General features: G+C 60.8%; 25 protein-coding genes. 6 read left to right on the top strand and 19 right to left on the bottom strand.

What is annotated here, in order from left to right:
* The 15 genes from PFH44_RS09340 to PFH44_RS09410 form a co-directional block, all read right to left on the bottom strand.
* On the bottom strand, window positions 1-378 hold a 378-nt coding region (locus tag PFH44_RS09340), incomplete at its 3' end, for a DUF3261 domain-containing protein (RefSeq protein WP_283824870.1).
* Window positions 375-2,699, bottom strand: a complete 2,325-nt coding sequence (locus tag PFH44_RS09345; RefSeq protein ID WP_283824871.1) for an MMPL family transporter — start codon at window positions 2,697-2,699, stop codon at window positions 375-377. The genes PFH44_RS09345 and PFH44_RS09340, both read right to left, overlap by 4 nt.
* Window positions 2,668-3,273, bottom strand: a complete 606-nt coding sequence (locus tag PFH44_RS09350) for an outer membrane lipoprotein carrier protein LolA (RefSeq protein WP_045853979.1) — start codon at window positions 3,271-3,273, stop codon at window positions 2,668-2,670. Before PFH44_RS09350 ends, PFH44_RS09345 begins: the two co-directional genes overlap by 32 nt.
* On the bottom strand, window positions 3,270-3,692 hold the full coding sequence (locus PFH44_RS09355) for an acyl-CoA thioesterase (protein WP_045853980.1): 423 nt from the start codon (window positions 3,690-3,692) through the stop codon (window positions 3,270-3,272). Before PFH44_RS09355 ends, PFH44_RS09350 begins: the two co-directional genes overlap by 4 nt.
* Before the next feature lie 3 nt (window positions 3,693-3,695).
* Window positions 3,696-5,384, bottom strand: coding sequence for a glycosyltransferase family 2 protein (locus tag PFH44_RS09360; RefSeq protein WP_283824872.1), 1,689 nt, complete (start codon window positions 5,382-5,384; stop codon window positions 3,696-3,698).
* On the bottom strand, window positions 5,375-5,728 hold the full coding sequence (locus tag PFH44_RS09365) for a 3-hydroxyacyl-ACP dehydratase FabZ family protein (protein ID WP_045853982.1): 354 nt from the start codon (window positions 5,726-5,728) through the stop codon (window positions 5,375-5,377). The genes PFH44_RS09360 and PFH44_RS09365 overlap by 10 nt, the downstream gene beginning before the upstream one ends.
* Complete coding sequence (locus tag PFH44_RS09370) at window positions 5,715-7,073, bottom strand: AMP-binding protein (protein ID WP_283824873.1); 1,359 nt, start codon at window positions 7,071-7,073, stop codon at window positions 5,715-5,717. The genes PFH44_RS09365 and PFH44_RS09370 overlap by 14 nt, the downstream gene beginning before the upstream one ends.
* Entirely contained in the window at window positions 7,070-7,651 is a 582-nt protein-coding gene (locus tag PFH44_RS09375) for a COG4648 family protein (RefSeq protein ID WP_045853984.1), read from the bottom strand. The genes PFH44_RS09370 and PFH44_RS09375 overlap by 4 nt, the downstream gene beginning before the upstream one ends.
* A gap of 5 nt (window positions 7,652-7,656) precedes the next feature.
* Entirely contained in the window at window positions 7,657-7,908 is a 252-nt protein-coding gene (locus tag PFH44_RS09380; RefSeq protein ID WP_045853985.1) for an acyl carrier protein, read from the bottom strand.
* Between the two features lie 10 nt (window positions 7,909-7,918).
* Window positions 7,919-8,176 (bottom strand): phosphopantetheine-binding protein, encoded by a 258-nt coding sequence (locus tag PFH44_RS09385; RefSeq protein ID WP_041143069.1) that lies wholly within the window; start codon window positions 8,174-8,176, stop codon window positions 7,919-7,921.
* Window positions 8,157-8,972 (bottom strand): lysophospholipid acyltransferase family protein, encoded by an 816-nt coding sequence (locus PFH44_RS09390; protein ID WP_045853986.1) that lies wholly within the window; start codon window positions 8,970-8,972, stop codon window positions 8,157-8,159. The genes PFH44_RS09385 and PFH44_RS09390 overlap by 20 nt, the downstream gene beginning before the upstream one ends.
* Complete coding sequence (locus PFH44_RS09395; RefSeq protein WP_283824874.1) at window positions 8,969-9,691, bottom strand: beta-ketoacyl synthase chain length factor; 723 nt, start codon at window positions 9,689-9,691, stop codon at window positions 8,969-8,971. The genes PFH44_RS09390 and PFH44_RS09395 overlap by 4 nt, the downstream gene beginning before the upstream one ends.
* A gap of 464 nt (window positions 9,692-10,155) precedes the next feature.
* Window positions 10,156-10,545: an LptM family lipoprotein gene (locus PFH44_RS09400; RefSeq protein ID WP_041143066.1), complete on the bottom strand. Its 390-nt coding sequence runs from the start codon at window positions 10,543-10,545 to the stop codon at window positions 10,156-10,158.
* Window positions 10,546-11,125: 580 nt separating this feature from the next.
* A complete protein-coding gene (locus tag PFH44_RS09405; protein ID WP_045853989.1) occupies window positions 11,126-11,683 on the bottom strand; it encodes a DcrB family lipoprotein in 558 nt (185 codons plus the stop codon).
* 73 nt (window positions 11,684-11,756) lie between these two features.
* Complete coding sequence (locus PFH44_RS09410) at window positions 11,757-12,422, bottom strand: 7-cyano-7-deazaguanine/7-aminomethyl-7-deazaguanine transporter (RefSeq protein ID WP_045853990.1); 666 nt, start codon at window positions 12,420-12,422, stop codon at window positions 11,757-11,759.
* A 233-nt stretch (window positions 12,423-12,655) separates the two neighbouring features.
* On the opposite strand from PFH44_RS09410, the gene tusA reads away from it, so the two are divergent.
* Window positions 12,656-12,901, top strand: coding sequence for a sulfurtransferase TusA (tusA, locus tag PFH44_RS09415; RefSeq protein ID WP_041147480.1), 246 nt, complete (start codon window positions 12,656-12,658; stop codon window positions 12,899-12,901).
* Window positions 12,902-12,940: 39 nt separating this feature from the next.
* Here tusA and zntA read toward each other — a convergent pair whose 3' ends face one another.
* Both zntA and PFH44_RS09425 read right to left on the bottom strand, forming a co-directional pair.
* The gene (gene zntA, locus PFH44_RS09420; RefSeq protein ID WP_283824875.1) at window positions 12,941-15,133 is read right to left on the bottom strand and encodes a Zn(II)/Cd(II)/Pb(II) translocating P-type ATPase ZntA; all 2,193 of its coding nucleotides are present in this window, start codon (window positions 15,131-15,133) and stop codon (window positions 12,941-12,943) included.
* A gap of 78 nt (window positions 15,134-15,211) precedes the next feature.
* A complete protein-coding gene (locus PFH44_RS09425) occupies window positions 15,212-15,838 on the bottom strand; it encodes a lysoplasmalogenase (RefSeq protein WP_045853992.1) in 627 nt (208 codons plus the stop codon).
* Between the two features lie 190 nt (window positions 15,839-16,028).
* Here PFH44_RS09425 and PFH44_RS09430 point away from each other — a divergent pair, with 190 nt between their 5' ends.
* Window positions 16,029-16,379: a DUF2500 domain-containing protein gene (locus tag PFH44_RS09430; RefSeq protein ID WP_283824879.1), complete on the top strand. Its 351-nt coding sequence runs from the start codon at window positions 16,029-16,031 to the stop codon at window positions 16,377-16,379.
* Between the two features lie 57 nt (window positions 16,380-16,436).
* On the opposite strand, the gene PFH44_RS09435 is transcribed toward PFH44_RS09430, so the two are convergent.
* The gene (locus PFH44_RS09435; RefSeq protein ID WP_041143060.1) at window positions 16,437-16,715 is read right to left on the bottom strand and encodes a DUF1145 family protein; all 279 of its coding nucleotides are present in this window, start codon (window positions 16,713-16,715) and stop codon (window positions 16,437-16,439) included.
* Window positions 16,705-17,301 (bottom strand): 16S rRNA (guanine(966)-N(2))-methyltransferase, encoded by a 597-nt coding sequence (gene rsmD, locus PFH44_RS09440; protein ID WP_045853995.1) that lies wholly within the window; start codon window positions 17,299-17,301, stop codon window positions 16,705-16,707. Before rsmD ends, PFH44_RS09435 begins: the two co-directional genes overlap by 11 nt.
* 192 nt (window positions 17,302-17,493) lie before the next feature.
* Between rsmD and ftsY the strand changes: the two genes are divergently transcribed.
* The 4 genes from ftsY (at window position 17,494) to rpoH (ending at window position 21,903) form a co-directional block, all read left to right on the top strand.
* Entirely contained in the window at window positions 17,494-19,068 is a 1,575-nt protein-coding gene (ftsY, locus tag PFH44_RS09445; RefSeq protein WP_283824876.1) for a signal recognition particle-docking protein FtsY, read from the top strand.
* A 2-nt stretch (window positions 19,069-19,070) separates the two neighbouring features.
* A complete protein-coding gene (gene ftsE, locus PFH44_RS09450) occupies window positions 19,071-19,739 on the top strand; it encodes a cell division ATP-binding protein FtsE (RefSeq protein ID WP_004868565.1) in 669 nt (222 codons plus the stop codon).
* Window positions 19,732-20,784 carry a permease-like cell division protein FtsX gene (gene ftsX, locus PFH44_RS09455; RefSeq protein WP_045853997.1) on the top strand — a complete coding sequence of 351 codons (1,053 nt, stop codon included), beginning with the start codon at window positions 19,732-19,734 and terminating at the stop codon, window positions 20,782-20,784. Before ftsE ends, ftsX begins: the two co-directional genes overlap by 8 nt.
* A gap of 264 nt (window positions 20,785-21,048) precedes the next feature.
* Complete coding sequence (gene rpoH, locus PFH44_RS09460) at window positions 21,049-21,903, top strand: RNA polymerase sigma factor RpoH (protein ID WP_041143056.1); 855 nt, start codon at window positions 21,049-21,051, stop codon at window positions 21,901-21,903.
* Window positions 21,904-21,942: the final 39 nt, after the last annotated feature.

Below are 21,942 nucleotides of genomic sequence, written 5' to 3' on the forward strand. Positions count from 1 at the left end.
GAGCATCACGTCCGCCAGCACCTGGCTGGCGGGCGGCATCTGCGGCACTACGATCGACTGTTCGGTATGTACGCCTTTTTCATCATAGGTGACGAGGAACAGGCGAATGCCCACCGATGAGAGCCCGGCCAGCGTCACCCTGTGCGCGTCGGCGTTGAGCATCACCAGCAGCGACTGGGTCTGGCCGTTAAAGCTGCCGGTCAGCAGCTGCTGTGAGCTGAGCGTCGGCGAGATACCCGGCGCCGGGAGCGTCACGCGGGTGCCCGGCTCCAGCCATGCCTGCGGGCGGCCCTGCTGCGCCTTCTGCGAATGGCCGCAGCCGGCAAGGGCTAAGGTGGCAATCAGCGCGAGGGCGCGGCCAAATCTGAACGTCATCATCGTCTTTGTTTCCCTTTTTTGCCGGGCATCGCCAGGGGCGATAGCAGGAAGGCGGTGAAAATCCCGCTGACCAGCACGATGCCAAAGCTGGCGATCGCCTGGGTTGAGCTAAATACCAGCATGCCGAGGGTCAGCAGCGTGGTCATCATGGCCAGGGTAACGGCCAGCAGCGAGGTCAGCGGCGTGCCGCGCGGGTTGCTGAAGAACAGCGTGTAGTTGATGCCAATCCCCAGCACCAGCACCAGCGCCAGCAGCGAAAACAGATTGAGCGAGTGGCCGCTGAGGGAGAGCGCCGCGAGGCCGCAGCCTAAGGAGAGTACCGAAGGCACGAGGCTGATAAGCCCTTTACGCCAGCCGAGGCGCAGAACCGCCCCGCAGGCGATGGTGGCCAGGGCGATACCCAGCAGCCCGGTGAGCAAATGGCGATAGAGGGCGAAGAGCTCGTCGAAGGCGCTTTTCCTGTCGACCCACGCCACGCCGCTATATTTTGCGCCGAGGGCCTTCAGCGCCGGGCTTTCATTCACGCCGTCAACCGGCACCAGCACGCCGCTCTCGCCGTTCTGCAGGGTTATCCATAGCAGACGCCAGCCTTCGCTGGCCGGGCTGGCAAGCCAGGCCTCCACGGTGACCGGCATGGGGCTGAGATCCGGATTGATCGCCTGCAGCCCGGCGCTTTGCAGCACGCGGCTCACCGCCGGGGAGGCGGCCTTCAGCAGCGTCAGGTCCTGATGCTGGCGGGCCAGCGAGTTCAGGGGGATCGTCCGGTAGCCGTTAAGCTGCCCCTGCCGCTTCGCCTGTTCCAGCGCCGGCACGAAGGCTTCCAGCCGCTCCAGCGTCTGCTGCGGCGTCCGCCCGTAGACCACGAACCACTTCTGATCGACGCCCTGGCCGGTTAAGGCCGCGATGGTCTTTTCCTGCGCCAGCAGGGGCTGCGGCAGCGCCTGCAGCTGGGAAATATCGTCGTCGACGCGCAGGGTGGCGATCCCCGCCAGCGAGAACAGCGCCAGGGCGACCGGCAGGCCGATGGTGAGCTTTTTATTGCGTCGCCATGCCGCCAGCCAGCGCAGCATCAGGACTATCGCCGGCACCGGGCGCACCGGCAGGCCGCGGGAGAGCAGCGGATGCCAGAAGATGACCGTCAGGCAGGAGGCGCTGAGCCCGGCGGCGGCGAATACCGACATCTGGCGAATGCCGGGGAAGGGCGCGAGCATCATGATCAGATAGGCTACGACCACCGTCAGCAGCGCCAGCAGCAGCGCGTTGCGCACTTTGGCGAGGCTTTGCCACGGCGTGACCTCGCCGCCGTGCACCATCCGCTCGGTCAGGTAGTAGAGCGTGTAGTCGGCGGAAATACCGATAATGCTCATGCTCATCACCAGCGTCATCAGGTGCAGCTCGCCGAACAGCAGCAGCGTGGCGACGGTGCCCGCCAGCGCGCCGATGCCGATGGAGATCAGGCTCAGGAGCAGCGGACGCAGCGAGCGAAAGACCGCGACGATGAGCAGAATAACGCCGAGGATGGTGGCCACGCCGAGGGTTGAAATATCCCGTTTTGCCTGCTGGCTGGCGTAGTCGCTGTAAAATACCGTGCCGCGTGAGAGCAGCTGAGCCTGCGGATAGCGGGCCTTGAGCTCCGTTTGCAGGGCGGAGAGGGTAGTCACAAGGCGATGGGTTTGCTGCATATCAAACGACGAACCTGCCAGCTCGCCGTGCAGCAGATACCACTGTTTGCCCTGCTTATCCTCGGTCACCAGCCAGCCATCCTTCAGCTGCATACGCTGGCCGTTTTTCGCCATCGCCAGCTGCGAGCCGCGCATCAGCATCAGCGGATCATTTTGCAGCTCTTTGCCGCTGACGCCGGAGAAGGCGGAGTAGAGCTGAGAGAGGATCCACTGCGCCTGGGCTTCGCCGCCGTTTTGCAGGCGGGCGCGGGTGGCATCGTCAATCAGTCCGTTGCGGTGCTGCCAGAAAAAAGTGCCCCAGGCCTGCTGGCTGGCGGCATCCATCGGTCCCTTCACCGTCGCCAGCGCGTGGGAGTTCTGCAGCAGCCTGAGCCACTCGCGGGCCACCTCCGGGTCGGCCTGCTTGCCGGGGCTGACCAGCCACACCAGCTGCCGGTCAAGGCGCTGCATAAAGCCCTCATTGAGGCTCGGAGGAACGGCGCCAAGGGCCTGCTTTGGCAGCATCGCCAGCACGCTGCTGTTCATCCGCGACTGCGGCAGCAGCGTCAGCAGCACCCCCAGCATCACCAGGCAGGCGAGTCCCCACAGCAGCGCGAAGCTCCTGCGGTTACCGTGCAGCAAATCGTTGGCGTTCGTCATCGGTCAGTTGCGCTGGCGTAAGTTGATGTTGAGAAAGGGTGATATCGGTGCGGTCGCCCTGCTTATCGTTTAGCTGAATGCGTTCCAGGTAGGCCTGCCCGCTGAGATCGATAGTGGCGAAGATTTTATCCAGCGGCGTGGCTATCGGCGTCAGGCGCAGCGTCCAGCGGCCCGCGCCCGCATCGTTGAATTCAACGCGGAAGTTCTGCTCCAGCACCCGGCGATCGGCCTGGAACAGCGCCCGCAGCAGATGGTTGAACTGGAACATCTGCGGGTTGCTTTCGGCGGTGATGACCTGCGGCGGCTGGCCGTTAATCGCCTGTACCATTCGCCGGTCGTCGAGCAGCAGCTGCATCGGGAACGGCCGGGTTTGATCCCACAGCAGGCCCTTATCGCGGGCGATCAGCATCGTTCCCTGGGATCGCAGCGGCTGCGGCAGATCCTTGATGGTGCGGGTTTGATCGAAGTGGGCGCGGATAACCGGCTGCTCGGTGAAGCGCTGCTGCAGATCGTCGAGCGTCAGCGCGCTGACCAGCGGGCTGATCAGCAGCGCCAGCAGGGGCCAGAGTTTCATGGCGTGACCCCCATGCGTTCAAACAGAATATCCGGGCAGACGAAGCTCATTTCCCGGCTTTTCTCCTCTACCGCGACCTGAATGGTGTAGCCGGTGGTGGTCCGTTTTCCGCTGGCCGCGTCGACGATCTCATAGCCAATGCGCAGCCGGTTCTCATACTCTTCGAGGCGGGCGCGCACGCGAAAGCGCTGTTCAAAGGTCAGCACGTCGCGGTACTTAACGCGGGTGTCGACGACGGGCCACAGGTAGCCGGACTCCTTCATCTGCCGGTAGCCGTAGTTGAACTGATTGAGCAGCGCCTCGCGGGCGATCTCGAAGTAGCGGAAGTAGTTGCCGTGCCACACCACGCCCATCATATCGACGTCGTGAAACGGGACGGTCAGCTCTACTTCGGCAGTAAAACGGGGATCGTTAAGCACCCTTTACTCCTTCTCTTTGGCGTCTGGCAACTGCCAGAAATCGAAAAAATTAAACCAGTCCAGCGGCGAGCGCAGGGCGTAGTGCTCGAGGCGGCTGGCGTAGCGATCGACCGCGTTTTGGATCGCCTCCTCGCGCCCGGCGCGCGGCAGGATCAGCGGGTCGGCGAAGGGTTCACAGTGAATGTGCAGCTTGTCCTGCTGGCGGAGGGCGAAGATGAGCTGTACCGGGCAGCGCAGAACCGATGCCAGAATAAACGGCCCCTGCGGGAACGGCGCGGGCTGGCCCATAAACGGGCTCCAGCAGACGCGCCACGTGCCGCCGCGCTGGGGCGTCACCGCGATGCGGTCGCCGACGATCGCAATCCATTCTCCGCGCTCCAGCTTCTCTTTCAGCAGGATGGCGGTATCCGGACCGATATCGGTTACCGGTATCAGGTTCAGCCCGGCCTGCGGCGCCATCTCCTGCATGATTTGCTTAAAGCGGCGGGCGTTGTCGCTAAACACCAGCGCGTTGATGGTTCTGCTTCCCTGCAGCTGCGCCAGCGCCCGGCAGGCTTCGACGTCGCCAAGATGCGAGGCCAGCAGCAGCTTGCCGCCGGGGGCGCTGCTGTGCAGCGTTTCCTGCGCTCCCGGCGCAAAAACCACATCGCGATCGAAGCGGAGCTCGCCGCGCCAGCCGGCGATTTTATCGAGCATCGCATGGCCAAAGCGCAGAAAGTGGCGATAGCTGTTCAGCGCAGGCAGCGGCTGCTGCCGGACGCTAAGCTGCGCCCGCACGCGGGAGAGCCAGTCCCGGGAGGCCCGGCGGGCGCGGTGCGCGCTGAGCCAGTAGACCGCAACCACCGGATAGAGCAGCAGCGAAAACGCTTTGCGCCCCAGCAGACGCCACACCAGCAGCATCAGGCGCATGCCCCACAGCCCTTTGACCTCCTCCTGCCGCGCCCAGTGTACGGGGGAGCGGCGCAGCAGCAGGGAGGGGATGCGCGGCAGCATGCCGAGGAACAGGCGGGTGTGCATCCAGGAGATGCGGCAGTTGTCCTTAAAGGCGTCAAAGTGAGAGAGCCCGTCCGGCGGATAGGTGACGCGCGTCGGCACAAAATAGCTGGGGTTGCCCTGCCAGTAGAGGCGGACCATCACTTCGGTATCAAAATCCATGCGCTGGCCCAGGGCGACGCGCTGCGCCAGACGCAGCGTTGGCGCTATCGGGTAGACGCGGAACCCGCACATGCTGTCTTTCAGCTGCAGCGATAGCGTTTCGATCCACACCCAGACGTGCGTTATCCAGCGTCCGTACAGGCGCGAACGGGGAATGGAGTCGTCGTAAATCGGCTGGCCGGAAATCAGCGCCGCCGGATGGCTGCGGGCCAGCTCGAGCAGCTGCGGAATATCTTCGATTGCGTGCTGGCCGTCGGCGTCGACCTGCACGGCGTGGCTATAGCCGGCTTCGGCGGCGGCCTGCAGCCCGCGGATCACCGCCACCCCTTTGCCGGCGTTTTCGGCCAGCCGAATCAGCGTCAGGTTTGGCTCCCGCGCCGCCAGCTCGCTCAGCTGGAGACGCGTCTCCTCGCCGCTGCCGTCGTCCACTACGATGCAGGGCAGGCCGAACGGCTGCAGCCGGGCCAGCACGCGCGCCATCATTGCCCCGTGGTTGTAGCAGGGGATCACCACGCAGGGGCGGAAGGTTAGCGACACAGGCGAATCTTCCCGCTGCTGGCGGTATGGCGCGCCTCGCCGTCGTGGCGCTGATAGCTAAAGGTCAGTATCTGGCGCGCTTCCTGCCAGCTCAGGGCCAGCGTGACGGTGGTCTCCGGCAGCAGCGGCGCCTGGAATTTGACGTTCTGAATGCTGTGAAAGCGCCAGCCCGGCGCCAGCAGCGTGGTGGCGTAGTGCATCGCCCAGTCGAGCTGCGCGACGCCGGGCAGCAGCGGCTGGACGGCAAAATGGCCGCCGAACCAGAAGAGGTTAGGGTCGAGGTGCAGGACGATTTCAACCTGCTGCGGCTGTGCCTGATGGCGCTCTATTTCATGGGGTATCATGAAAAAATTCCTGTAGTTGCGCATAGACACGCTTGTTCATACTGTTGACCGGGATGTCGTCAATCACGCGCCAGTAGCGGGGGATCGCCACCGGTTCCAGCGTCGGGCGCAGCGCCTGGCGCCACTGGCGCTCAAGGGTTTTGCCCTCGCGCTGCCAGCGCTGACGGGTCTGCGCATCCAGCACCAGCAGCGCGCCAATCCCCTGGCGATCGCCGCGGGTGACCGGCAGGGCGGCCGCTTCGCGGATCCCCGGCAGGTTCAGGAGCCTGAGCTCTATTTCGCTGAGCGAAATCCGCTTCTCTTCAATTTTGACCACCCGCCCACGCCGTCCGGTGAGGCGAAACTGGCCGTTAGCGGTAAATTCCAGGGTATCGTCGATTAACAGTCCGTCTTCATCGGCGATAAGCGGTGAAAACAGGCGGAAAGTCTTCCCCTGCAGCAGCAGCCTGATGCCGGCAAAGGGCTGCCAGGCCGCCTCTTCCTGACGCCGCGAGCGCCAGGCGATCACGCCGGTTTCGGTGCTGCCGTAAATTTCGTCCGTCCAGACCTTCAGCCAGGCCGCCGCCCGGGCGACGTCTTCCGAAGGAAGCTGGCCGCCGGCGGAGAGAATGAGCTCTACCGGCGGCGGCGTCAGATGGGGATCGAGGCGTTTCAAAAACGCCGGGCTGCTGATAAACGCATAGCGGTGCTGCTGGCTCAGGGCGCTGAGCTGCTCGGCGTAAAAGAGCATCGCCGCGTGGAGCGGCAGGCCGAGGGCCATCGGCAGAAAGATGCGAAAGGTGAGCCCGTAGAGGTGCTGAGGCACCACCGAGGCAACGATGCGGCAGCCCTCAAGGCGGGTAGCGAAGCGCGCGGCCAGCAGCTCGGCCTCGCGGTCGAGATGGGCGATCGGTTTGATAACCCGCTTGGGTTTCCCGGTTGAGCCTGAGGTAAACAGCTCTACGCAGGCGTCGCCGGCGACGCGGCAAAACGCGCCGGGCTCCGCCATCGCGCGCCGCGCGCTGCCGATGACCAGCGAGGGTCCGTGCCAGTCGAGGGGCCTGTCGCTGAGGACGCCGTCAAACAGCGCCCGCTGCTCGTTCAGCAGCGAGCTGCGGCTATGTCCAGGGATCACCGGGATTTTATGCGCGTGCAGCGTTGCCAGCAGCGCGACGAGAAACAGGTAGCTGTCCTCAAAGCACAGCGCCCAGCGTTCGGCATCGTGCCGTTGCAGCCGTTCGACCCACTGCGCCACGTCGTAGCGCAAATGGCCGAGGGTCCAGGTTTGCTCATCCAGCCAGGCGATCGGCGTGTCCGACGGGCGCGAAGCGTCCAGCCAGCGCGCCAGGGAGAGAGGCGCTATCATGACGATTCTCGCTTTATCATCCGCCGGCGCACCAGCCACTCTGCGGCCATCAGCGCGCCGATCAGCAGATAGGCAATCATGCCGTTCCACGCCGTCCATAGCGCCATATCGCCATACAGAGCGGTAAAGAGCGCCATGCTGCCGTTAAGAATAAAGAGGCCGCACCAGATTTGCGTCACCCGACGGGTGTAGCGTACGCCGGCCGCGGAAAGCTGCGGGTCGCGCAGGCGCGCCAGCCGCTCAACAACCGGCATCGCGGACCACAGCGAGCCGCCGAAAACGGCGAGCATAACGGCGTTGACCACCAGCGGATAAAACAGCAGCAGCTGATGCGTTTTGAGCAGGTAGCTGGCGGTACAGAGTGTAATACCCGCCAGCGCCACCAGCCGGGTGACGGCGTGCAGCGGTCCCGCCTGTCGCCGGGCCTGGCGAAAGCGTAACAGCAGAATCAGCGCCATCAAGGGGAGCAGCCAGTGCAGGCTGTTGTGCGCGAGGCCCAGCCAGATTAAAAATGGCCAGGCCAGCAGGAGCAGGCTCGTTAGCAGCTGTATACCCTTAGATGAAGGGGCTTCCGACATGCGGATCAGGCTTCTCGGGACAAGCGTTCAACCGCATCAACCACGTCCTGTACGGTACGCACGGCCTTAAACTCTTCCGGCTTAATTTTCTTGCTGGTCTTCTTTTGCAGATGGACGATCATGTCGACGGCGTCAATGCTGTCCAGCTCGAGGTCTTCGTACAGACGCGCTTCCGGGCGGATCTCCTGCGGGTCGATTTCAAACAGCTTAACCAGAAGCGCCGAGACTTCTGCATAAATATCATGTGATTCAGTCATGGGTGGTGTCTCAGGTACGTTGAGCGTGGATGAACGCGGCCAGGGTCGCGACGGAGTAGAAGTGCTGGCGCATCTCGTCGCTTTCGGCGGAAAGCACCACGCCGTAGCGGTTTTTCACCGCCAGCCCCAGTTCCAGGGCGTCAATGGAGTCGAGGCCGAGACCGTCGCCAAAGAGCGCCGCGTCGGCGTCGATGTCGTCAGCCGACAGCTCTTCCAGATTCAACGTGTTGATGATGAGATTTTTCAGTTCAAGATAGAGCGCTTGCATCATTAATTCCTGAAGTAGGCGTAGTACCTGATTGTAATTGAAGCAAAATATGCCGATTTAGCTGTCTTGCTGCCAGCGACGGTTCTTGTGAGTTTTCGTCGTAAAACTGGGCGATCTGCACCCGATCGCCTACCTCGATGGTAAACAGGGGCCGGGTTGCCGGCGCATCGTACCATTTACTGTTTTTGCCCAGCATATGTTCGCTGCAGCGAATGACCACTACGCGCAAATCGCTGGCGCAGCGCACGGCAATATTGGCGGCGCCGCGCTGAAGGACCATGGGTTCACCCGGCAGGGTGCGGGTTCCCTCCGGGAAAATTAAGATGGTATCGCCCTGCTGCAGGCGCTGCCGGCTGGCGGGCAGCAGGGCGTCGGCCTGATCGTTAATCAAATAGTCCGCCGCGCGGATCACGCCGCTGACGAACGGGTTTTTCAGCAGGGCGCTTTTTACCAGGCAGTCGGTCTCGGGCATGATCGAAGCCAGCATCACGTAGTCGATAAGGCTGGGATGGTTAGCCACCACCAGGCATCCGCGCTCCTGGCGCAGGAGCTCGGCGCCCACGATCCGGTAATCCAGCACCCCGACGGCTTTGACCACCGTTAAGAAGAGGCGAAAGCTGGCCGAGATGCTGCGTCGCGCCAGGCGACGGCGGCGAGATTTATCTCTGACCGCCACCAGCAGCAGGTTAAACCAGACTAAGGACAGCAGCAGCCCGCCAAGGCCGAACAGCGCGAAGCAGACGCCGGTCATCAGCCCGCGCCAGGCGCGATTTATTCGTGACGGAAGGCCGTTCATGAGCGGCTCCACTGCCACTGCAGGCGCTCGCCGGCGATAGTAAAGGCCGGGCTCTCCTGCAGGTAGTGGCGTAAAAACTGCAGGCTCTGCGGCAGCTCCGCCTCTTCGCCCGGCGCGGCGCGCTTCGTCGAACAGCGCCACTCTTCGCCCGCTTCGATAACCAGCGCGAGCGCGTAGGGCCAGGTCGGCATCGTGGGGGGAAGAGAGGGGTGATAAAACTCCGGGAGATGGCCGTCGAAATCGACCATCAGCACGCGCTGATAGCCCGCCTGCAGCAGGCACATCGCTTCGCACAGCCCCTGCTGGAAGGTATCCTGCCCGGCGGAGAGCGAAGAGGAGACGATCGGCCTTTGGGCGGCAATGGTCAGGTTACCGACCGCTGAATTATGCACGGAGAGCGCGAAGTCGGTCGGGGAGAGCGCCTGCTCCGTCGCCAGCGCGTGCAGGATGCGGTAGTTGCGTTCAAGCTCGCCGTGGCGGCTGGTGTACAGCACGGCGTCGATGGGATGGCGGCGCAGCATCGCCAGCCCGCACTCAACGGCCAGCCGACTGCCGGAGCTGAGTCGTCTGGCGGTCATCATCGGTAATTCGCTCAGCTTTGCCTGAGGCGCCGCCGGATCGATGGCGTGCGAAAGCCGTGACCACTGCTGCCACTGCGTCGTTTCGCTTAGTCCTGGGGCTCTGCCCTGCCAGTCAATTATGTTTAGTGCAAATTTCATCAACGCGAGTCCGCGGTAAATCGGTGATTCTGGTAGCGTTTTTTAACGCCACCTTGTTATTTTTCTGCTGGCCTGCCAATACGGTATGACCGACGCCAGGTTATCGGGCGCGCCGCAGCCCGCATTATTTGCCGATCGGTTTCGCGTATTTTCGATATTTTTGCGCATCAGTGCAATTTATTGTGGCAAATCTAAGAGCGCGAGCCGAATATTTTCATCGTTCCGCCCGCGGCCTGACGCGCATTTTCTGCAGCGATCACCACATATCATACAGGGCGCCCTGCGAAGACATAGGATAATGCCGAATCAAATGGCGGTTCGGCATATCCCGCGGGCCTTCAGGCGATTGCCGGCCGGCGTGAGCGGGATGATGCCGATATAGCGCCGGGCGCTATATTCCTCTTTAGGGGTAAGAGAACGACCTGCCCCTAATCACAGCATGCCGGGGCGCGGAGAGCGAACGCTTACAGCGCGCTTCCGGCAGCCAAATTAACCTGGATGTCTTTATCCAAATTATGTACCCAGCGGTTATAGTTTTTATGGATTTCACCGCCGGAGGCCATCAGGTTGAGGCTGCTGACGTAACGAATAGAATAACCGGTCGCGGAATAGTTAATTTGCACTTCAGCAACGTGATCGCGCGCCTGCTGGCGGGCCTTGATAATACCCGGCGCCGTTTCTGACATTATCCACTGGCGCTGTACGCCGGCCCGGAAAATAGCGTTTTTTACCTGAGCATCGGTATGGCCAGCGCTGACCGTTGTCTGAATTTGTTCGATGGGCGCCGTACGGGCGCAGCCTGCCAATGTCCCGATAACGGCAATAGCCGCCAGCCACTTAACAACCTTTTTCATGAACGCTTCCTGTCGAATTATGGGTATATGATGAGATGCCCAGTGCTAAGAATAATTAATATCCGTCTCACCGGGCCGGAATTATGTCTCAGGTAAATATCTCGCACGTTTTCCGTTTTGACGTCAGGCGAGAAGGGTTTTCATCATAAAGCATAGATCGCGAGGTCACCAGCGACAATGCGTAATGATGATGGATTTCAGACGGTTAAAATTTACTTTGAGAGCCTAAAATTCACAAAAATTATACAATCCTCGCTATTCTTCATCATCAAATTAATCAGCCGGCTTATTCAGTCATATCATTCTCATCATTTAATAATAAGCAAATTATTACCCGGCTATATAATGGGGATATTATATCCCCGGCTGCCGGGCGCCGCGGAAATTCTGTTTTATTTCGCCGATTTAAGTCGTGAATAACGTAAATCAATATTCAGTTCTGGTAGCTGTTTTTCAGCGGACGACGTGGTAACGGGGAAAAATCGAGCGGGGCAGATTCGCTGAACCTGAATAGCGCGGCTGGCGGCAAAAAAAATGGCCCCCGGTGGCGACACCGGAGGCCATAACCTCTGACCGCGAGTTACTGAATGGTCAGGGTATTGATGATGTTTTCCGCCGCAGTCTGCGCCTGCTGCTGGTTGTCCGCCGGCAGAGTGATCTGCAGGGTCAGCAGCTTATCATCCACCTTGCCGAGAAGAACCGAAGACCAGGCGGTCTGTCCTTTGGCGGAGATGATGCTGTCCAGCTGCTGCAGCGTGTGGCCTTTGATCTCAACGGATTTATTGGTCACGACCTGCAGCTGCGGATCGCGGCTGCGCTGCTGCTCTTCCAGACGCTGGGCCAGTACGGGCAGCTCTTCAGTGGTGCTGTCGCCCACAATCACGATCACCGCTTTCTGACCTGTGACATCAGAATAGACGTGCATGTTGTTGGCCTGAGTGCCCAGCTTCCCGCTCTGGTCAGTCATCCCTGCGGGCAGGGAGAAGCTCAGCTTGCCGTCCAGCAGGCTCACGGTTTGTCCGCTGGCGTTACTTTCAGCCGCAGCCCCTTCGGTTGGCGCTTTTGAATCGCTATTATCACAGGCCGCAAGGCCCACAACCAGCAGGCCAATACCGACATATTTAACCAAATTGCGCATTGACATCTTCCTTTCGATAAACGGCCATTAACGGCTCATTCGCTTATCTTATCACATCAGTCTGCGAGTACTCTTAACCTGGCTGCAATGCTGACAAATCGGATTTATCCGCCATTTTTTTCAGCAGCATATTCAACAGCATGCCGTACATCGGCAGGAAGAATACGATGCTAATCAGCACCTTGAAGCAGTAGTCGACGATGGCGATTTCTCCCCAGTGGGCCGCCATAAACGGGTCCGGACTGCGCCAGAAGGCGATAAAGAAAAAGGCCAGCGTGTCGCTGACGTTGCCAAACAGCGTCGAGGCGGTGGGCGCCAGCCACCAGCGGCGGTTTTGACGCAGGCGGTTAAAGACGTGGACGTCGAGGATCTGCCCCAGCGCATAGGCCATAAAGCTGGCGACTGCGATACGCGCCACGAACAGGTTGAAGTGCGTCAGTGCGGCAAAGCCCTGCCATTCGCCCATATAAAACAGCGCGGAGACGCCGTAGGAGATCAGCAGCGCCGGGACCATCACCGCGAGGATGATGCGTCGCGCCAGCGGTGCGCCAAAAATGCGTACCGTCAGATCGGTGGCGAGGAAGATAAACGGAAAGCTGAACGCGCCCCAGGTGGTATGGAAACCAAAAATGGAGATCGGTAGCTGCACCAGATAGTTGCTGGAGGTGATCACCAGCAAATGGAATAGCGATAGCCAGACCAGCGCTTTTTTACGCTGTACGGTAGTAAAGGGATTCATATTGTGACCTTTTTATGCCCGTTATCCTTCAGGCTGCAGAGGCGTTGCCGCTTTTCTACAACGTGAATGAGTGGGGGACTGAAATTTGGGGTGAGGGAACCCAATTAAAAACGGCTGCATGATACTGCGTTGAGAGCGTAATGCAACGGTTGTTTTTCGCGCAAACGTTAACCTGGCTTGCGTCGCGTGCAGGTGGGGGTAAACTAGGGCCGTTTTGTAGACGTGAGATGAAAATGAGCGAACTTTTTTCCAGTCCTGACCACACTTTGGACGCACAGGGGCTGCGCTGCCCCGAGCCGGTAATGATGGTGCGCAAGGCCGTGCGTACGATGCCGGTGGGCGAGACGCTGCTGATTATCGCCGACGATCCGGCGACAACCCGCGATATTCCCGGCTTTTGCCGCTTTATGGAGCACGAGCTGGTGGCCCAGGAGATTAGCGCCCTGCCGTACCGCTATTTGATTCGTAAAAACCACTAAGCTCCCCGCTGAGCGCAGCGCCAGCGAGGAGCGCGCCCGCTACTTCTGGCGCAGCAGCCGCAGGGCGTTGACGGTGACCAGCACCGTGGCGCCGGTATCCGCCAGCACCGCCAGCCAAAGTCCGGTCAGGCCGAGCAGCGTGGTTATCAGAAAAATCCCCTTCAGCCCCAGCGCAATCGCAATGTTCTGCCGGATGTTGGCATGGGTGGCGCGAGCCAGCGAAATCATCTGCGCCAGGCCGGTTAAGCGGTTATGGGTTAACGCCGCGTCGGCGGTCTCCAGCGCCACGTCGGTGCCGCTGCCCATCGCAATGCCGATGGTGGCCGCCTTCATGGCCGGCGCGTCGTTGATGCCGTCGCCGACCATCGCCAGCGGCGCTTCGGCGTTGAGCGCCATCACCGCCGTGACCTTATCGGCAGGCAGCAGCCCGGCGCGGAACGCCAGCCCCAGCTCGTCGGCGATGGCCGCCGCCGCGCGCGGGTTATCGCCGGTGAGGATCACCCCCTGCACGCCGAGCTGACGCAGATCGTCAACCGCCTGGCGGGCGTCGTCGCGCAGGGTATCGCGCAGCGCCAGAATGCCGAGCAGGATATCCTCACGCAGCACCAGCACCACCGTTTGGCCGGCGCTCTCCAGCCGCTGGATCTGCTCTTCGTACGCCGCCGCCGCCCCTTTCCCCGCCGCGCAAATCAGCACCCGGCGGCCTGCAACCTCGGCTTCGATGCCGGAACCGGCCAGCGCGCGCTGGGCGCTGGCGGCGGGGATATTCAGCCCCCGCTGCTGCGCTTCGCGGACGATGGCCTGGGCCAGCGGATGGCTGGAGCCTTGCTCCACCGCGGCGGCCAGCGCCAGCAGGTCGTTCTCATCGATGTCGGCGGTGACGATCGCTGCGCTCACGCGCGGCTGGCCGACGGTCAGGGTGCCGGTTTTATCAAAGGCGACCTGGCGAACCTGGCCCAGCTGTTCAAGCGCGGCGCCGCCTTTAATCAGCGCCCCGCGTCGGGCCGCGACCGCCAGCCCGGAGGTGATCGCCGCCGGGGTGGAAATCACCAGCGCGCACGGGCAGCCGATCAGCAGCAGCGTCAGCCCCTTGTAGATCCACGGCAGCCAGGCACCGGCAAAAAGCAGCGGCGGTACGACGGCCACCAGCAGGGCGACGAGCATAATGGCCGGGGTATAAATACGGCTAAAGCGATCGATAAAGCGCTCGATGGGCGCCCGGCGCTCTTCGGCCTCCTCAATCAGCTTCAGAATGCGGTCTATAGCGCTGTCGCCGGGTTCGGAGATAACCTTCAGCTGCACCAGACGGTCGACGCTGGTTGCGCCTGCCGCCACGCGCTGGCCGGCGCTGCGTTCCACCGGGACGGATTCGCCGGTTAACGCGCTCTCATCGAAGCTGGCAAACGGCGTCATCAGCTGACCATCGGCGGGCAGGCGTCCGCCGGCGGCGACCTCAATCAGATCCCCGGGGCGCAGTTCGCGCTGGGCGACGGTTTCCCGCACGCCGTCGCGGATCCGCGTGGCGGTATCGGGCTTGAGGGCCATGAGCGTGCTGACGCCCTGGCGAGCGCGGCTGGCGGCCCAGCCCTCAAGGCGTTCGCCGATCAGGAACAGCAGCAGCACCATCGCGGCTTCGGCGGTGGCGCCGATAAACAGCGCTCCGATGGCGGCGACGCTCATTAGCGTTTCAATGGCAAACCAGCTGCCGCTTCTCATCAAACGCACCGCCTGGCGCGCGACCGGCCACAGGCCAACGAGGGTGGTGGCAACGAAGGCCAGCTCGCCGAAGGGATGATTAAACTGCTCCAGCACCCAGCTCAGCGCCATCATCAGCGCCAGGGTTATCAGCGGCAGATTCTCCCGCAGCCGGGAGGTTTCCTGCTGCGGAGTATCTTCATCGCGCAGGGTATAGCCCGCCGAGCGTACCGCGCTTTCCACCTGCGGACGGATATCGCTCCCGGCGTTCACCAGCAGCTTTTCCGTGGCAAACAGCACCTGTACCTGGCTGACGCCCGGCACCTGGCGTACGGCGTTCTCGACCTTGCGGGCGCAGGCGGCGCAGTCCATGCCGTCGATTAACCAGCTGTAGCGCGCGGTTTCCAGGGTTTCTTCGCGGGCCTGCGCCGCGCAGGAGGAGTCCGTACAGCAGCTGTCAGGCCGTGCGGCAGCGGGTTTTAATTTGAATGACGAGAACTGTGGGACTTTTTTATCCTGAGCTTCTGGAGTCGACATGGGACCCTCCGGGTAATGATAATTTTCTCATTGCCCAGAGGATACACTTTGGAGTCGACTCCAGAGTCAAGCGCTAAATTAGAGATACAGCGCGCGCACGATCAGGAAGTGCCCGGCGAAGTAGAAGGCGGCGGCAATCGCGTTATCGGCGCGGAAACGACGGCGATAGTGGCTGACCAGCCAGACAATATTACCCAGCAGCAGGAAGGCGGCGCCGGTAAAGCCGGAGAGGGCGGTATCGGTCGGGCGCACGAACCACAGCTCGCCCGCCAGCCAGACCATCACCAGCGTCATGCCGATAAAGGTGAATACCGGCAGGCGCATCTCTTCCAGCCGGGTCCAGATAACTGCCAGCAGCAGCGCGCCAACGACCAGCAGCACCAGCGGCAGCGGCCAGAAAAATGACAGCGTCATCTGGCTGGCAAACCAGATGGTATAGAGCAGATGCGAAAGGAAAAAGGCGCCGACGGCGTACATCACCCGCTGGCGCGGCAGCAGCGTCAGCGCGTCGCCGACCAGCGAGGCGCACAGGCCGGCCAGCACCAGATAGCTGATGGCGTTGAACATCGGTGCCTGCCAGGCAAGCAGCAGCAGGAGAATGAGCGTAACGGGTTTAAACAACCAACGTTGCCACGTTGGCCCACGATAGGACGCATCGACGTAAAGCCATGCGGAAAAACAGACAGCAATAAACGACCAAAGCATAGTGAGTCCCTGTATCTGTTATCGCTATACCCGCCGTGTTCAGGCCGCAACCCGAAATGCACAGGGTATAAGTAGTTGTACTGACGGTACTAATGTTCAGTGTAGTGGCTCGGGAGGGTAGATGACAACGTTAATCAAGGCGCGGTATGCTGATTCCTGAGAATTCCTGGGGGTAAGATGAATGAGCAAGATCCCGCTGTTTTTTATTATTGTGGTGGCCATCATTGTGGTGGCGGCATCGGTTCGCTACGTGCAGCAGCGGCGGGAAAGCAGGGACAACGACGCCGCGCCGCTGCTGCAAAGGCAGGTGGTGGTGAGCAACAAGCGGGAAAGAGTGATTAACGATCGCCGCTCGCGCCAGCAAACCGTCGCTCCGGCCGGCAGCGAGATGCGCTATGACGTCAGCTTCAGGCCGCAAACCGGCGGGCTCGAAGTCAGCTTTCGTCTCGAAGAGGCGCAGTATCATGCGCTTAGCGTGGGTGACAGGGGAATGCTGAGCTACAGAGGCTCAAGGTTCGTCGCGTTTACGCCCGCTCCTTGAGCCTGCTGCGTCCGGCTATGCTACGCGCCGTGCGGCGCGGCAGCGAGCCGAGTGCCATCACTTCTTACGCAGCGTGGCCTTGAGCTTTTTCTGCCAGGCAACCAGCTCGAATACGCCGAAGACAAAAATACGCACCTGCTCGAAGCGGCCCAGCGGCGGCGCATCTTTCGGCTGAGTGGCCTTCAGCAGCGTCAGCTGCAGGCCGTGCATCAGGATCATAAAGATAAGCGCAACGTTGACGAAAATGTTCAGCGGCTTAGGGAAAGGCTGAAACAGGTTTAAGAGCAAAAAGGCCCATACGCACAGCATCAGTACCCGGCCCAGATTAATCAGCATTCTTTTCTCCTTGTGCCTCTCGTTGATAGAGGCGGTAGGCGACCTGTCCGGCCACTTTCTCACGATACAGGTGCCAGCCTGCCGGTACCGGCGGTAGCCCATTTTCGACTTCGCTCTCGACGTAGATCAGCGCTTCGTCGGCGAGCCAGCCGTTACTCTCCAGCAGCCGCAGCGTCTCTTCCAGCAGCCCTTTACGAAACGGCGGGTCGACGAACGCTATCTGGTGCGGCGTGCCGGGCTGATTAAGCCAGGTCAGGGTATTGGTGTTGACCACCGTGCCGTTGCTGGCTTTGAGGGTCGCCAGGTTTTTCTGCAGCTGCTGGGCGACGCCGCGCTCCATCTCCAGCAGCGTGGTGCTGCCCGCGTAGCGGGAGAGCGCTTCCAGGCCCAGCGCGCCGCTGCCGGCAAAGCAGTCCAGGCAGCGCGCGTCGACCATAGACGGCGCCAGCCAGTTAAAAAGGGTTTCACGGACCCGGTCGGTGGTCGGGCGCAGGCCCGGGCTCTCCGGCACCGGTAATTTCCGGCCCCGCCACTGTCCGCCGATAATGCGGATCTGGCCGCTGCCTGCGTGGTTTGGTTTCTTCATCTCTCTGCTCAAGTCTCAACTTCCAGCCTGCTATTCTAGCGATCGAAGGCGGATGACGAAACCTTAATCCGGGGGCGGTGATGCGCGTTAAGTTAAGTGATAGACTATCCGACTAATTTCATTATTTTTCAGCTTCCGCGACAGATATGCCGAAGCTGTGCCATGAATAATCAGCGAGGAGTGTAGTCGCAAATGGCGAAAGAGAAAAAACGTGGCTTCTTTTCCTGGCTGGGCTTTGGACAAAAAGAGCAGGCGCAGGAAACAGAAGTTGAACAAAAAGTAGAAGGGCTGCAGGAAGCGGCGGAACAGGCTCCTGCCGAACAGGCGCCGGCTGAGACCGCCGTGGCGCCTGACGCCGAAGCGGAGCACGCCCCGGCGCCGGAGAAAGCGGACCCGGAGGCCTTTGCCGCAGACGTCGTTGAGGTCACCGAACAGGTTGTCGAAAGCGAGCTGCCGCATCCGGTCGCAGAAACCATCGTGGAAGAGGCGGTTCAGCCGACGGCCGCGATAGACGCTGCGCCGACCGTTGACGAAGTGGAAGAAGAACCTGTCGTCGAGACGGCTGTTGTAGCGCCGGAAGCTGCACCGGTCATCGTCGAAGAAACGCCGGTGGAAGAGCCGCTGGTTGAAGAGGTGATTGCCGAGCCGGCGGTCGCCGAAGCGCTTGCTGAACAAGAGCCGGAAGAGACTATCGCCCCGCCGCAGGGCGCCGTCGCGGAAGATGCGCTGATTGAGGACGAGCCCGCGCTGTCCGACGATGAGCTGGAAGCCCAGGCGCTGGCGGCGGAAGCTGAGGAAGAGGTCGAGCCGCAGGAAGCCGCTCAGATCGAGCAGGAGAAGCCGACGAAAGAGGGCTTCTTCGCCCGACTCAAGCGCAGCCTGGTTAAAACGAAACAGAACCTCGGTTCCGGATTTATCAGTCTGTTCCGCGGCAAAAAAATAGATGATGATCTCTTCGACGAGCTGGAAGAGCAGCTGCTGATCGCCGACGTGGGCGTGGAAACGACGCGTAAGATTATTACCCATCTTACCGACGTCGCCAGCCGCAAGCAGCTTCGCGATGCCGAAGCGCTGTATGGCCTGCTGAAAGAGGAGATGGGCGATATTCTGGCTAAGGTTGACCAGCCGCTGAACGTTGAAGGGAAAACGCCGTTTGTTATTCTGATGGTTGGCGTCAACGGCGTGGGTAAAACCACGACCATCGGCAAGCTGGCGCGTCAGTTTGAGCAGCAGGGCAAGTCGGTCATGCTGGCCGCGGGGGATACCTTCCGCGCCGCCGCGGTAGAGCAGCTGCAGGTTTGGGGTCAGCGGAATAATATCCCGGTGATTGCGCAGCATACCGGTGCGGACTCGGCTTCGGTTATTTTCGACGCCATTCAGGCCGCTAAGGCGCGCAACGTTGACGTCCTGATTGCCGATACCGCGGGTCGTCTGCAGAATAAATCGCACCTGATGGAAGAGCTGAAGAAAATTGTCCGCGTGATGAAGAAGCTCGACGAAGATGCCCCGCATGAAGTGATGCTGACAATTGATGCCAGCACCGGGCAGAACGCGATTAGCCAGGCCAAACTGTTCCATGAGGCCGTTGGCCTGACCGGCATCACGCTGACGAAGCTGGACGGTACCGCGAAAGGTGGGGTTATCTTCTCGGTTGCTGACCAGTTCGGTATTCCGATTCGCTATATTGGCGTCGGTGAACGTATTGAGGATCTGCGTCCGTTTAACGCGGGCGACTTTATTGAGGCACTTTTTGCCCGAGAGGATTAATCATGATTCGCTTTGAACAAGTCAGCAAAGCCTATCTCGGTGGGAGACAAGCGCTGCAGGGGGTGAACTTCCACCTGCAGTCGGGCGAGATGGCGTTCCTGACCGGCCACTCCGGCGCGGGGAAAAGTACCCTGCTCAAGCTTATCTGCGGCATCGAGCGGCCGAGCGCCGGCAAAATTTTGTTCGGCGGCCACGATATTAGCCGCCTGAAGAGCCGTGAGGTACCGTTTTTGCGCCGTCAGATCGGCATGATTTTCCAGGACCACCATCTGCTGATGGATCGCACCGTGTTTGATAACGTGGCGATCCCGCTGATTATCGCCGGCGCCAGCGGGGATGATATCCGCCGCCGGGTGTCGGCGGCGCTGGATAAAGTCGGGCTGCTGGACAAAGCGAAAAATCTTCCGATCCAACTCTCCGGCGGTGAGCAGCAGCGCGTGGGCATCGCCCGGGCGGTGGTGAACAAGCCGGCGGTGCTGCTGGCGGATGAACCGACCGGTAACCTCGACGAGGCGCTCTCGGAGGGGATTTTACGACTGTTTGAAGAGTTTAACCGCGTAGGGGTCACGGTTCTGATGGCGACGCACGACCTGGGGCTGATCTCCAGTCGTTCGTACCGCATGCTGACCCTGAGCGACGGGCATATGCACGGAGGCCACTGGGGTGAATAAGCGCGACGCAATAAACCACATTCGCCAGTTTGGCAGCCGATTTGACCGCATCCGCAATGCCGCAGGGGCCGGCGGCGGGCGCAATGCGCCGAAGCGGCCAAAAGCGGCGCCGAATCCTGCTTCTCGTAAAAGCAACGTTTTCAATGAGCAGGTGCGCTACGCCTGGCACGGTGCGGTACAGGATCTGAAAAGCACGCCGCTGGCCACCTTCCTGACCATCATGGTCATCGCCATTTCGCTGACGCTGCCGAGCGTGTGCTACATGGTGTACAAAAACGTTAACAGCGCGGCGTCGCAGTACTATCCATCGCCGCAGATCACCGTCTACCTGGAGAAGACGCTGGACGATGACGCCGCGGCGCGGGTGGTCGGGCAGCTGCAGGCGGAGCAGGGCGTGGAGAAGGTCAACTATCTGTCGCGGGATGAAGCCTTAGGCGAGTTCCGCAACTGGTCCGGCTTTGGCGGCGCGCTGGATATGCTGGAAGAGAATCCGCTGCCGGCGGTGGCGATTGTCGTGCCGAAGCTGGATTTCCAGGGGACCGACTCGCTCAACACCCTGCGCGATCGGATTAAGCATATTCAGGGCATCGATGAAGTCCGCATGGATGACAGCTGGTTTGCGCGCCTCTCTTCGCTGACCGGGCTGGTTGGCCGCGTCTCGGCGCTGATCGGCGTGCTGATGGTGGCCGCCGTGTTCCTGGTGATCGGCAACAGCGTGCGCCTGAGCATCTTTGCCCGCCGCGATACCATCAACGTGCAGAAGCTGATTGGCGCAACGGACGGTTTTATCCTGCGTCCGTTCCTCTACGGCGGCGCGCTGCTGGGCTTCTGCGGCGCGTTTTTATCGCTGATCCTGTCGGAGATTATGGTGATGCGCCTGTCATCGGCGGTCACGGAAGTGGCGAAGGTATTCGGGACTCAGTTTGAGCTCAGCGGCCTCGGCTTCGACGAGTGTCTGCTGATGCTGATCGTCTGCTCGATGATCGGCTGGGTCGCGGCCTGGCTGGCGACGGTGCAACATTTACGTCACTTTACTCCCGATTAAAAATTTTCTGGTATAATCTTTCCCTGCACTGACTGAATGTCTCTCTGCAGGGAAAGAGTCCCTGTCGTCTCTTCCCTACGCTTCATCTCCATGTCACATTTTGTGCGTAATGTATTCACACCGTTGCATGGAACTTGTGGATAAAATCACTGTCTGATACTAATGTGGGTGATATTCTCGTTGCTCATAAACGCTGGCATGATTGTTGCCCGGCTGTCTAAGCGGGAACTGTCGCGCCAGACGATATCGATTGAGAGGATTTGAATGACCAAAGATATGCAAACTTTAGCCTTAGCCCCCGTTGGTAACCTGGAATCCTACATCCGGGCTGCGAACACATGGCCGATGTTATCGGCCGATGAAGAGCGGGAGCTTGCTGAAAAGCTGCATTACCAGGGCGATCTGGAAGCAGCGAAAAGGCTGATCCTGTCTCACCTGCGCTTTGTTGTTCATATTGCTCGTAACTACTCGGGCTATGGCCTGCCGCAGGCGGACCTGATTCAGGAAGGCAACATTGGCCTGATGAAAGCCGTGCGCCGTTTTAATCCGGAAGTCGGAGTGCGCCTGGTCTCCTTTGCCGTGCACTGGATTAAGGCCGAAATTCACGAATACGTTCTGCGTAACTGGCGTATTGTGAAGGTCGCGACCACCAAAGCCCAGCGTAAGCTGTTCTTTAACCTGCGTAAAACCAAGCAGCGTCTGGGCTGGTTTAACCAGGATGAAGTCGAAATGGTTGCCCGCGAGCTGGGCGTATCGAGCAAAGACGTGCGCGAGATGGAATCGCGTATGGCGGCGCAGGATATGACCTTCGACATGTCGTCGGACGACGAGTCCGATAGCCAGCCGATGGCTCCGGTGCTCTATCTGCAGGATAAAACGTCTAACTTTGCCGACGGCATTGAAGATGATAACTGGGAAGAGCAGGCGGCAAACAAGCTGACCGACGCGATGCAGGGCCTCGACGAGCGTAGCCAGGATATCATCCGCGCCCGCTGGCTGGACGAAGACAACAAGTCCACGCTGCAGGAGCTGGCGGATCGCTACGGCGTTTCGGCTGAGCGCGTGCGCCAGCTTGAAAAGAACGCCATGAAGAAACTGCGTACCGCTATCGAAGCGTAAGCCCGTTCCCGGTATTAAAAGAAGCCCCCACTGTCTCAG

Source organism: Klebsiella sp. Ech2A, assembly GCF_030078455.1.
GTDB lineage: Bacteria > Pseudomonadota > Gammaproteobacteria > Enterobacterales > Enterobacteriaceae > Klebsiella > Klebsiella terrigena.